Here is an 11,475-nt window from a genome sequence, read left to right on the forward strand (position 1 = left end):
GTTCGCAGCGCGCCGTCATCGCCCAGCAGTCGGAAGAAGGCAAGATCCTGGCGCCCAAGGCCGGTCGCGTCCTGACCGTCGCCATTGTTCCAGGATCGGTCGTCATGCCCGGCGAAGCGGTGGCGCGCATCGCCTCCGGCGCGACTTACCTGCGGCTCAGCCTGCCGGAACGTCACGCCGCCTTGCTGCGGCTCGACGCGCCAGTCTCGGTCGCTCCGCGCGGAAATGGCGCCTCCGGCGGCGGCAGCGAGCGGCAGGGGCGCATCGCCAAAATCTATCCCGAAATCGACAATGGCCGCGTCATCGCCGACGCCGAAGTCGAAGGGCTCGCCGATTTCTTCGTCGGAGAGCGCGTGCAGGTTTTCGCGCCGGTCGGCGAGCGACAGGCGCTGCTGATTCCCCGCGCCGCCGTCTCGACGCGTTCGGGCGTCGATTACGTCCGCGTCCTGCGTCCCGAAGGCGCGCTGGACGTCGCCGTCGTCGTCGCCGACGCCCATCAAGCCGACATGGTCGAAGCGCTCACCGGACTCAAGGCCGGCGACAAGGTGGCAACGCCATGACCCTTCCCTCCGACAGGAAAGCGGAAACGGCCGCCGGCAAGCAAGCGGAAACGGTCGCCGACCTCGGCCTCGCGGGGCGCCTGACCCGCGCCTTCATCAACTCGCCCCTGACGCCGTTGCTGCTGATCGCCGCGCTGGCTCTGGGCCTGATCGCGCTGGTTACGCTGCCGCGCGAGGAAGAGCCGCAGATTTCCGTGCCGATGGTGGATATCATGGTGCAGGCCAACGGGCTCAAGGCCGAGGACGCGGTCAAGCTCGTCGCCGAGCCGCTGGAAGACATCGTCAAGGGCCTCAGCGGCGTCGAGCATGTCTATTCGAAAACCTATGACGACCGGGTCGTCGTCACGACGCGCTTTCTCGTCGGCACGTCGCCCGATGCCGCAGTGTTGCGCGTCCATGACAAGGTGCGCGCCAATCTCGACCGGATTCCCGCCGGAATTCCCGAACCGCTGATCGTCGGGCGCGGCATCGACGACGTCGCCATCGTCACGCTGACCCTTGCGGCAAAGCCCGATGCGGCAGACCGCTGGAATGCCGACGCCCTGACCGCCGTCGCGCGGGAATTGCGGATCGAACTGGCCAAGCTCGAAGATGTCGGCCTGACCTATCTCGTCGGCGACCAGCCCGACGAAATCCGTATCGAACCGGACCCTGCGGCCTTGGCGCGCTATGGGGTCACCTTGCAGCAGCTTGCCGCCAAGGTGCAAGGCGCCAACAGCGCCTTTCAGGCAGGACTTGTCCGCGATGGCGGATTGCAGATCCAGACCATTGCGGGGCGTACCTTGCAGACCCTGCCGGAGATCGGCAATTTGCTGTTGACGACGCGCGACAATCGTCCGGTCTATCTGCGCGATATCGCCAAAGTCACGCTCGACGGCGCGCCCAACGAGACGCGCGCGATGCATTTTTCGCGCGACGCGGACGGTGTGCTGAAAGGGACGCCGACCGTGACCATCGCGCTGGCCAAGCGCGCCGGCGCCAATGCAGTGCTGATCTCGGAACGTATCGTCGATCAGCTGGCGAGCCTGAAGGGGCGCGTTGTTCCGCAAGACATCGATGTCATCGTAACGCGCAATTACGGCGAGACGGCCAATGACAAGGCCAATGACCTGTTGTTCCATCTCGGCCTCGCGACCATTTCCATCGTGCTGCTGGTCGCCTTCGCCATCGGCTGGCGCGAGGCCATCGTTGTCGCCATTGTCATTCCGACGACGATTTTGCTCACCCTCTTCGCCGCGCGGATCATGGGCTACACGCTCAACCGCGTCAGCCTTTTCGCCTTGATCTTTTCTATCGGCATCCTGGTCGACGACGCCATCGTCATCATCGAAAATATCGCGCGGCATTGGGCGATGGGCGATGGGCGGCCGCGTGTCCAGGCGGCGATCGACGCCGTGGCCGAAGTCGGCAATCCGACCATCGTCGCCACGCTGACCGTCGTCGCGGCCTTGCTGCCGATGCTGTTCGTATCGGGTCTGATGGGCCCCTATATGAGTCCGATCCCGTCGAACGCCTCGGCGGCGATGGTTTTTTCGTTCTTCGTCGCGGTGATCCTGACGCCCTGGCTGATGGTCGCGATTTCCGGCAAGGCGCCCCTCCATCATGGCGCAGAAGACCAAAGCGGCGGCAAGCTCGGCGCCTTCTACCGCCGGATCGCGGGACCGGTTTTGAAGACGCGGCGCTCTGCGTGGATTTTCCTGATCCTCGTCGGCGTCGCCACGCTCGGCTCGTTGAGCCTGTTTTATTTCAAGGCGGTGACGGTCAAGCTGCTGCCTTTCGACAACAAGGCCGAGATCGCCATCGTCGCCGACCTGCCGCATGGCGCCTCGGTCGAGACGACCAACCGCGTGCTGGCCGACGCCGTCGCGCGGATCGGCGGCATTGCGGAAATCGTGTCGCTGGAGACCTATGCCGGAACCGCCGCGCCGTTCAACTTCAACGGTCTGGTGCGCCATTATTACCTGCGCAACCAGCCGGAAATGGGCGATATCCAGATCAATCTGGCGCCCAGGGACAAGAGATCGCGGTCGAGCCACGACATCGCCATCGCCGTCCGCAAGGCGCTCTCAAACCTTGAAGCGCCGGAGCATACCTCGATCAAGGTGGTGGAGCCGCCGCCGGGGCCGCCGGTTCTGGCGACGCTGCTGGCCGAGATCTACGGGCCCGATCCGCAGACGCGGCGGGCCGTCGCGGCCAAGGTCCGCCAGGCCTTCGAGAGCGCGCCTTTCATCGTCGATGTCGATGATTCCTTTGGCGCGCCGACCCTGCGCAAGCGGATCGAGGTCGATCAGGACAGCCTCGAATTTTTTGGCGTCCAGCAAGGCGACGTGTTCGACACCTTGCGGCGGCTTTATGGCGGCGACGTCGTCGGCTATTCGCATCGCGGAGGCGGCCGCCAGCCCCTGCCGATCCGCATGGCGCTGGCGAAAAACCAGCGCGGCGTCAACGAGGCGATTTTGACGACGCCGGTTCCGGCCAATGCGCTGCCCGGCAATCGAACCATTGTCGAACTCGGCGATGTCGTCAAAGTCTCGGACGAACCCTCGTCCCTGCCGATCTTCCGGCACAATGGCCGCGCCGCCGAAATGGTGCAGGCCGAACTCGCCGGAACATTCGAGGCGCCGCTCTATGGCATTCTCGCCGTCGATGCCGCGCTCGACAAGATGGAATGGAGCGCCGAGGCGCCGAAGCCGGAAATCCTGATGCATGGACAGCCGCTCGACGAGAGCAAGCCCACGCTGCTCTGGGATGGCGAATGGGAGGTCACCTGGGTGACGTTCCGCGACATGGGCGCGGCCTTCCTGGCGGCGCTGGTCGGTATTTACATCCTCGTCGTCGCGCAGTTCAAATCCTTCAAACTGCCGCTGGTGATCCTGACGCCGGTGCCGCTGACGTTCATCGGCATCCTGTTCGGTCATTGGGTGTTCCATGCCGCCTTCACGGCGACGTCGATGATCGGCTTCATCGCGCTGGCCGGAATCATTGTGAGAAATTCGATCCTGCTGGTCGATTTCGTGCGCCATTCCGACCGCTCCAGAGGTCTGCGCGAAGTGCTGATCGAGGCCGGCGCCATCCGCTTCAAGCCGATCCTTTTGACCGCGCTGGCGGCGATGATCGGCGCGGCGGTGATATTGTCCGATCCGATCTTCCAGGGCCTGGCGATCTCGCTGCTGTTCGGCCTGGCGTCATCGACCGCGCTGACCGTGCTGGTCATTCCCGCGATCTATGTCGTGCTGAGAGGGGGACCGGAATTCGATGAAACCTGATCGGATGCAAAAGCCGGCCGGTTCATGACCCGCATTCGGGGTCGGATCGTCAAATAAAACAATGCAATTCAATGCAACGGAGCGTCCCGAGGCACCCAAAACGGGAGGAAATAACATGGCGAATATCGTGATCATGGGCGGCGGTCTGTCCGGCGCCATCATGGCTTATGAAATGAAAGCGCAGATGCGTCCGGAGGACCGCCTGACGGTTGTGACCAAGGACCCGTTTTACCATTTCGTGCCGTCAAACCCCTGGGTGGCGGTCGGATGGAGAACGCGCGAGGCGGTCGAAGTCGATCTGACATCCGCGATGGCCAAGCGCGGCATCGCCTTCCGGCCGGTCCCGGTCGTCAAGCTCATGCCCGAAGAAAACCGGATCGAGCTGGCAGACGGCTCCGTCCTCGCCTACGACTACCTGATTGTCGCGACGGGTCCAGAACTGGCTTTCGACGAAATCGAGGGCCTGGGCCCGGATGGTTTCACTTCCTCGATCTGCCACGTCGATCATGCGACGAAGGCCGGCCTGAGCTTCGAGGAATTTTGCAAGAAGCCGGGGCCGATCCTCACCGGAGCGGTCCAGGGCGCGTCCTGCTATGGGCCGGCCTACGAGTTTACGTTCATTCTCGATACCGAATTGCGTCGCAGAAAAATCCGCGACCGCGTGCCGATGACCTTCGTGACCTCCGAACCCTATATCGGTCACCTCGGCCTCGACGGGGTCGGCGACACCAAGGGTCTGTTGGAAAGCCAGATGCGCGAACATCATATCAAATGGCTGACCAGTTCGCGGATCAAGAAGGTCGAAAGCGGCAAGGCGACCGTCGAAGAAATCGCCGAGGACGGTTCGGTCAAGGCGACCCATGAGCTTCCGTTCGGCTTTTCGATGTTCCTGCCGGCCTTTCGCGGCATCGCGCCTTTGCGCGGCATCGAGGGCCTCGTCAACCCGCGTGGCTTCGTGCTGATCGACAAGCATCAGCAAAATCCGACGTTCAAAAATATTTTCGCGGTCGGAGTCTGCGTCGCCATTCCGCCGATGGGGCCGACGCCTGTGCCCTGCGGCGTGCCGAAAACCGGCTTCATGATCGAATCCATGGTCAGCGCCACCGCGATGAACCTTGGGGCGATCCTTCGCGGCAAGGCGCCGGCCTATCAGGGCACGCTGAACGCCGTCTGCCTCGCCGATTTCGGCGATTCCGGCATCGCCTTTGTCGCGCAGCCTCAGATACCGCCCCGGAATGTCAATTGGTCGTCACAGGGCAAATGGGTCCATGCCGCCAAGATCGGCTACGAGAAATATTTCCTCCACAAGATGCGCAAGGGCGAGAGCGAGCCATTCTACGAGCAGGCGGCGCTGAAAATGCTCGGGATCGGCAAGTTGAAATCGGCCGTCCACGATTGATCGCAATGGACGGTGACGACGACGGCGCCCGTCGTCGTCACGCGGTCGCATCGTGATCGATCAGCCCCAGAATAGTATCGCCCTCCTGCCGCAGCTCCGCATGAAAACGCGCCGCCAGCTTTTGCATGGCGGCATTTTCGAGCAGACAGGCGACCTTGATGCGTTTGATGCCGCTACGCCGCGCTTGCGCCAGGATCGCTTTCATCAGCAGGCTGCCCACGCCTTGTGAGCGATAAGGTGCCTCGACGCTGAAGGCGGCTTCCGCCAATCCTTGTCCGCGCGGATCATGTCCGTCGCCCGTCAGCAATTCCGCGGCGCCACGGAGGCCGTCGTTCTCGAAAAAGCCAACGCAGAAACGACCGTCGGAGACGGCGGCTCCCGCGTGAAGCGCCAGATGAAAATCCGGCGTGTGGCCGAAAAAACGCATGCGCTGCGCCTCCGGTTCAAGCCGCAGCAAATGGTCTAAGTAGCGATCGCCATCGTCGGCGCCGAGGATGCGAATGCGCGTCATGGTAACGTCAGGCAAGACAGGCGTCAGCTACTTTCAGCCTTCATTTGAAAGCACAACCACCGGGAAGCCCAAGGCGCTTGAAAATCATCGCGGCGGGGCAGAAGCCGGTGAATGCCGACTGGAGCAGGTTGAGGCCGATGAAAGCCGTGAACAGCCAGAACCATGGCGACAGGAAGAAAACCAGCGCCAACGAGGTCAAAATCATCATTCCTGCGAAGGCGAGCACCGCGCGGTCGATATTCATGAATCAGCTCCTTGCCTCGTCCAATTCCACATATAATCATATATACGGATAAATGAAAATTATTTATCCCGCCGGCCGTTTCTGGGCGACAATAAAAGGCCCATCGGGGTTCTGGCCGAACACGCGCTCGTCCGCGATCTCAAAACCGGCGTCGCCGATGGCTTGTAGCAGCGCTGTTGTCGTCAGCGCCTTGGCCGGCGGAAACAGGCCGAGCGCGCGCAGGGCGAGGAAAAGGCCGCGCAGCGGAAGGCCCATATCGGCGAAGCACCATGTCCTGGCGATCAACAACCCGTCGCGCTTGAGATTCGCGTGGATGCGGGAGAGCAGGTCCGGGAGGTCCTCCACCAGATGCAGCACCTGAAAGGCGCAGATCGCGTCGAAAGGGCCGCCGTCGAAGGCGCTACGCGCGTCGGCAAGGACGAAGGTCAAATTGTCCGGCGCGGGCTTGGCGGCGGCGATGCGCAGCATCTCGGCCGAAAAGTCGGTCGCCGTCCATGAACCCGCGAAGGGCGCCAGGCGGATCGCGATCGAGCCCGTGCCGCAGCCAATTTCCAGCACCCGGTCGGTTGGTTTGAGCCAGCCGGCGGCGGCGGCGAGCATTGCCTCGTAGGCTTCGACGTCCTTGATCGGCCGCGCGGCGTAGCGATGTGCGAATCTGTCCCAGAAATTGACGGGTTTGACCATCGGGGTTCTCCGCAATCGGGATCGAGGATTTGCCGCGACAGGGGGCCGCAGATCGACCCGCGCCCGCAAAAAACACGAAACGGGGCGTTATTTCCAGGCGACGAGATCGATGACGGCGGACATGCCTTTATGGCCCGCGCCTTCCGACAGCGGACGTTCCGCTTCTTCGATCTCGATGCGGGAAAAGCCGCCAAATTCGGTTTCGAGCATGACGCGCGTGTAAAGATTTTCGCGCGCTTTCGGACCGCCGGTCGCAAATTCGAGCTGCTTCGGCGTATAGCCTTCGATCAGCAGAAGGCCTCCTGCTTTCAACGTTCGCTTCATTCCGGCCCATTTGCGCGCGCGTTGCGCCGGCGACGAGAATTGGGAGAAAATCTCGACGACGACGTCGAAAGCGTTTTCGGGATAGGCCCAATCGTGCACGTCGGCGATTTCGAATGACAAGCGGGCGTTGCGCTTCGCCGCGAGCGATTTGGCCTTGTCTTGAGCGACGGGCGAAAAATCGAGCGACAGGACGTCGAGGCCCTGTTCCGCCAGCCAGACGCCATTGCGTCCCTCGCCATCGGCGACCGCAAGCGTGCGGGCGCCTTTGGCCAGCAGGTTGCGTTTTGAGACGAGAAAGGCGTTCGGCTCCTCGCCGAAGACATATTCGGCTATGGAAAATCGCTGCTGCCAATTTTCGAATTCGTTCATGCCGACGCCTTCCGATCCCGTCCCGGCGCTTTCGCTTCAGCGGGGGAAGAAATGATCCTTGGCGCGAGCCGTGACGCCCGATTTTAGGTCTTCCATGGCAATGTCGATGCTCACGGGGTCGGGCGGCGTCGCGTCATGCGGCGTGGTGATCAGGGCTCGCACTTCCAATGTCCGATCGGGACCGACGACCACGGTCGGCCGATCCGAATCGTCCGTCGCGCCGACGACCTGCAAATGGGCGCCGTTCAGTCCCTCGACTTGAAGCCGGAAGCTGCGCGCCTCGCCATTCTTGTTCAAGAGCCGCAGCGTATAGCCGTTTCGCACAGATCCGTCGGACAGGGTGACGGCGAGGGGATTGCGGTCGTGCAGCACATTGACGCCGCTGAACTTCTTGTTGGCCATAGCAATCGTCATGATCGCGCCGACGACGCAGATCAAAGCGGCATAGAGGATCGTGCGCGGACGGACGATCTTGTAGATTTCCGGGAGACCGGCCCTGCGGCGTTCGGCGTTGATGTCGTTGTCATAGGCGATCAGGCCTGTCGGGCGGCCGATTTCTTTCATGACGTTGTCGCAGGCGTCGATGCAAAGCCCGCATTGAATGCAGCCCAGTTGCGAACCCGCGCGGATATCGACGCCGGTCGGACAGACGGCGGTGCACTGGCGGCAATCGACGCAGTCGCCGGCCGGCTTTCCCTGTTCGCGCAAATGGGCGGCCTTCTTCACCGAAACGCGCGGTTCGCCGCGATCGCCGCGATAGGTGACGTTCAAGGCCCATTCGTCCGTCAGCGCCGCCTGGATACGCGGCCACGGACACATGAAGATGCAGACCTGTTCGCGCGACGTTCCGGCGAGGAGATAGGTGCTGGCGGTCAGAATGCCGATCCAGACATAGGTGGTCGTCGACGCTTGAAACGTCGCGAGTTCGCGCACCAGCGTCGGCGCATCGTCGAAATACAGCACCCAGGCGCCGCCGGTCCACCAGGCGACCATGAGCCAGAGGAAATGCTTGGAGCCAAGCTCCCAGACGCGCTTGACGCTCCACCCGGCCTTGTCCTTGCGCATGCGGTCGCGCCTGTCGCCTTCGACCCAGCGTTCGATGGCGTAGAACAGATCGGTCCAGACCGTTTGCGGGCACATGTAGCCGCACCAGACCCGGCCGGCGACGGCGTTCATCAGGAACAGGGTGAAGGCGGCGAGAATGAGCAAGCCGGTGAAATAATAGACTTCCTGCGGCCAGAGTTCGATGAAGAAGAAATAGAACCGGCGATGGGTCAGATCGACCATCACCGCCTGGCTCGGCGCGCCCGGCCCGCGATCCCAGCGCACGAAGGGCAACAGATAATAGAGGCCGAGCGCGAAGGCCATGAACGCCCATTTGATCCGCCGGAAGCGCCCGTTCACGGCCTGCGGATAGACTTTCTTCCGCGAGGCATAGAGCGGCCCCGTGATGAAGGTGTCCGCTTTTTCGATGGCGTTCATCGTTTAACCTTTTGCCAATGGATTTAAGGCGCTCCAAGGCGCCCTTCTCCGGAGAGACATCTGCGCTTTCAATGGCCCCGGGGCGCCGAGAGATTGGCGGCGACAAGCCAGGACAGGGGCATGGCGAGAACAAAGCCCGCGAGCGCGGCCCAGGGGATGAGCTTCATCGCCTGATCGGCGAGAACCGGCGTCGCCAGAACGACGATGAGCGCGCAGCCTGCCAGCGTCGAGCCCAGAACGATCCAGAGGATGATTGCGATCTTCAACATGACGCGCCTCGACTTTTTCACCGCCGAAGGGGCGGCGTTTGGTTTGCGGAATAAAACATATATTCAAAATATAACAATTGATGCGGATCAAAAGCCGGATGGCTTTCCGCGCCTTCCGGCCCGGATTGGAGGCCCTTGTCGGCGCCGAATCAGCGGGTCACGGGAAGGTCGAGACTCCGCCAGGCCGAAATGCCGCCGCCGAGATGGCCTTCGGCGTTTCGGCCCCACTCTTTCGCCGTGTCCAGGGCGCGTTTAGACCGAACGCCGCCCTGACAATAAAAAATCAGAGACTTGTCCTTGGGGAGTTTGTCCGCGGCTTCGGCGAACCGGGACAATGGGGCGTGAACCGCGCCCGGAATATGGCCGCCCGCCCACTCATGGTCTTCCCGCACATCGACAAGCACGCAGGCGCCCTCATTTTCGCGGAGGAAATCGCGCAACTCGGCGGGGGTGAAGGTTTTGATCTTGTCCCTGGATCCGAACAGCCCAAACATTTTGAATTCCTCGTGTGGTGGATGACGCGCGGCATCCGTTAATACCTATATATATTCGGATATATAAATATACAAGGCCGAACTTTCAGGGCTTTCACGCCGGAAGGGAGGGGCTGGCCACGCAACTCGAATCCCAGTTCCGATCGAGCGCTTGCATGAGGCCGCGCGGATTGGCCGCGATATCGGCGATGGTGACCTTGTCGAGCACGTCAAGAAAAGCCTGCCGCGCCAACATGAATACGTCGCTGAGCCGGCAGATTCCGATCAATGGACAGGTATTCGTCGCCGCGTTGAAACATTCCACGAGATTGAGGTCGTCTTCGGTCTTGCGGATGACCTCGCCCACGGTGATCCGCGCCGCTGCCTTGGCGAGACGGAACCCGCCGTTTCGTCCGCGAACATTGTCGAGATAACCCCAGAGACCGAGGTTGTGCACGCATTTGACAAGGTGCGCTTTGGAAATATCGAAGGCCTCGGCGACTTCCTGAACGGTCACCAGTTCGCCATCGCGAACCGCCGCAACCATCAGGATCCGCAGCGCGTAATTGGAATAACTGGTGAGCCGCATGGCGTCTTTCAATTCGCCGCAACGCGCGGCTCTACAAAACTTCTATATCAAAGGCGCCTTTTAGCCAACTCGTTTACGTGGCGGATTGATTTTTGGGGACGGAGCAAAATGAAGTCGCCATCAATTCCGACCTCGATACGGGCGCCGCCCTCGAACAGGCGACCTTTCAGTCCTGTGTCGGATGGAGGATTTGGCGGCGGATGCGATTGCGCTGCCGATACCGTTGCCGCCGGCGAAGGGTTGTCGGGTTTCGCCAGCTGAATTTCGGGCGGGGCGTTCACGCCGCCGCCCGAAAGTTTATTTTTTCGCGCAGGTGTTGATGCCCAACATCGAGTAGGGGGGACACCAGCCGATGAGCCCCGTCAGCAGCGGAACCAGACCTACCCATCCCCACGCGGTCTGTGGACCGACGAATACCAGAGCAATCAGGACGAGACCGACGACAATGCGCAAAATGCGATCGACGCCTCCGACATTATTCACCATGAAACTCTCCTTTGTTGCGGAACGCGCCGCTGAAGCGTTCGTATCCGATTTCTCGCCGCGCGTCGGTGACTTAGAGCACACAAGCCAGATCCGCGAGGGCGCGCCATTCAATCAGCACAATTCGTCCGCGCCCCAGCCGCAACAGGCCGGCGCGCTGAAACAAGGCCAATTGCCGGCTGACCACTTCACGGGCGGCGCCAATGTCTTCCGCCAGATTCTGGTGCGTCGCGGCGACCGCGCCGTGCTCCCCGGCGCGGGCCACCAATGCAGCGGCAAGCCGGGCGTCGATGCGAAAAAAGGCGATGGTCGCGATCAACCGGGTCATTTCCGAGAGCCGGGCGCCAAAACGTTCGAACACGAATTGTGCGAAAATCGACGATTCGCGCAAAAGACGGAGAAACAAAATCGGCGGAACAAGGACCAGGCGCAGATCGCTTTCCGCCACGCCCTCCGCGGAATATTTCAGGTCGCCGAGCATGCAAAGCGTCGTCTGAACGCAGGTTTCGCCAGGGAGTACGCGATAAAGGACCAGCCGGCGGCCATTTTCGGCGGTCAAGCCGACGCGGATGCGCCCGGTAAGCAGCAGCACAAAACCGGGGCAAGGTTCGCCCGGCGCAAACAGGCATCTGCCTTTGCGAATGTCCATCGGCAGACAGCGCTCCAGCGCCGAACGTGACGGATCTTCGAGGCGCGCAAGCGGCGGAAAAGCGTCAAGCCAGGCGGTAGCCGGTTCCTGTTTCAAGCGAAACGTCCCTATCCCGATCTTGCGGATTTTAACTTTGAAAACTGCCGTTTTGGCGTATTCCGCACCAATTATTC

At 61.9% G+C, this 11,475-nt stretch carries 14 protein-coding genes; 3 read left to right on the plus strand and 11 right to left on the minus strand.

Annotation, left to right across the window (positions count from 1 at the left end; genetic code table 11):
* The 3 genes from QZY01_RS14605 to QZY01_RS14615 form a co-directional block, all read left to right on the plus strand.
* Window positions 1-560 (plus strand): HlyD family efflux transporter periplasmic adaptor subunit (locus tag QZY01_RS14605; protein ID WP_294538235.1); only part of this gene is annotated, 560 nt, incomplete at its 5' end.
* Complete coding sequence (locus QZY01_RS14610) at window positions 557-3,826, plus strand: efflux RND transporter permease subunit (RefSeq protein WP_294538236.1); 3,270 nt, start codon at window positions 557-559, stop codon at window positions 3,824-3,826. The genes QZY01_RS14605 and QZY01_RS14610, both read left to right, overlap by 4 nt.
* A 115-nt stretch (window positions 3,827-3,941) precedes the next feature.
* The gene (locus QZY01_RS14615) at window positions 3,942-5,225 is read left to right on the plus strand and encodes an FAD/NAD(P)-binding oxidoreductase (RefSeq protein WP_294538237.1); all 1,284 of its coding nucleotides are present in this window, start codon (window positions 3,942-3,944) and stop codon (window positions 5,223-5,225) included.
* A 37-nt stretch (window positions 5,226-5,262) separates the two neighbouring features.
* Here QZY01_RS14615 and QZY01_RS14620 read toward each other — a convergent pair whose 3' ends face one another.
* From QZY01_RS14620 to QZY01_RS14670, 11 genes are all read right to left on the minus strand, one after another.
* A complete protein-coding gene (locus tag QZY01_RS14620) occupies window positions 5,263-5,736 on the minus strand; it encodes a GNAT family N-acetyltransferase (RefSeq protein WP_294538238.1) in 474 nt (157 codons plus the stop codon).
* Between the two features lie 40 nt (window positions 5,737-5,776).
* The gene (locus QZY01_RS14625) at window positions 5,777-5,980 is read right to left on the minus strand and encodes a DUF2892 domain-containing protein (RefSeq protein WP_294538239.1); all 204 of its coding nucleotides are present in this window, start codon (window positions 5,978-5,980) and stop codon (window positions 5,777-5,779) included.
* A gap of 63 nt (window positions 5,981-6,043) precedes the next feature.
* Complete coding sequence (locus QZY01_RS14630) at window positions 6,044-6,664, minus strand: class I SAM-dependent methyltransferase (RefSeq protein ID WP_294538240.1); 621 nt, start codon at window positions 6,662-6,664, stop codon at window positions 6,044-6,046.
* A gap of 87 nt (window positions 6,665-6,751) precedes the next feature.
* Window positions 6,752-7,357: a class I SAM-dependent methyltransferase gene (locus QZY01_RS14635; RefSeq protein ID WP_294538241.1), complete on the minus strand. Its 606-nt coding sequence runs from the start codon at window positions 7,355-7,357 to the stop codon at window positions 6,752-6,754.
* A gap of 36 nt (window positions 7,358-7,393) precedes the next feature.
* The gene (gene ccoG / locus QZY01_RS14640; protein ID WP_294538243.1) at window positions 7,394-8,839 is read right to left on the minus strand and encodes a cytochrome c oxidase accessory protein CcoG; all 1,446 of its coding nucleotides are present in this window, start codon (window positions 8,837-8,839) and stop codon (window positions 7,394-7,396) included.
* Between the two features lie 68 nt (window positions 8,840-8,907).
* Complete coding sequence (locus QZY01_RS14645) at window positions 8,908-9,108, minus strand: hypothetical protein (RefSeq protein ID WP_294538244.1); 201 nt, start codon at window positions 9,106-9,108, stop codon at window positions 8,908-8,910.
* Window positions 9,109-9,257: 149 nt separating this feature from the next.
* Complete coding sequence (locus tag QZY01_RS14650) at window positions 9,258-9,602, minus strand: rhodanese-like domain-containing protein (protein ID WP_294538245.1); 345 nt, start codon at window positions 9,600-9,602, stop codon at window positions 9,258-9,260.
* Window positions 9,603-9,696: 94 nt separating this feature from the next.
* Window positions 9,697-10,170 (minus strand): Rrf2 family transcriptional regulator, encoded by a 474-nt coding sequence (locus QZY01_RS14655; protein ID WP_294538247.1) that lies wholly within the window; start codon window positions 10,168-10,170, stop codon window positions 9,697-9,699.
* Window positions 10,171-10,217: 47 nt separating this feature from the next.
* Window positions 10,218-10,451 (minus strand): hypothetical protein, encoded by a 234-nt coding sequence (locus QZY01_RS14660; RefSeq protein WP_294538248.1) that lies wholly within the window; start codon window positions 10,449-10,451, stop codon window positions 10,218-10,220.
* Between the two features lie 16 nt (window positions 10,452-10,467).
* The gene (locus QZY01_RS14665; RefSeq protein ID WP_294538250.1) at window positions 10,468-10,656 is read right to left on the minus strand and encodes a DUF2892 domain-containing protein; all 189 of its coding nucleotides are present in this window, start codon (window positions 10,654-10,656) and stop codon (window positions 10,468-10,470) included.
* 70 nt (window positions 10,657-10,726) lie between these two features.
* Window positions 10,727-11,398, minus strand: a complete 672-nt coding sequence (locus tag QZY01_RS14670) for a Crp/Fnr family transcriptional regulator (protein WP_294538251.1) — start codon at window positions 11,396-11,398, stop codon at window positions 10,727-10,729.
* Between the last annotated feature and the right edge of the window lie 77 nt (window positions 11,399-11,475).

Origin of the sequence: uncultured Rhodoblastus sp. (assembly GCF_903903185.1) — a bacterium.
GTDB lineage: Bacteria > Pseudomonadota > Alphaproteobacteria > Rhizobiales > Beijerinckiaceae > Rhodoblastus.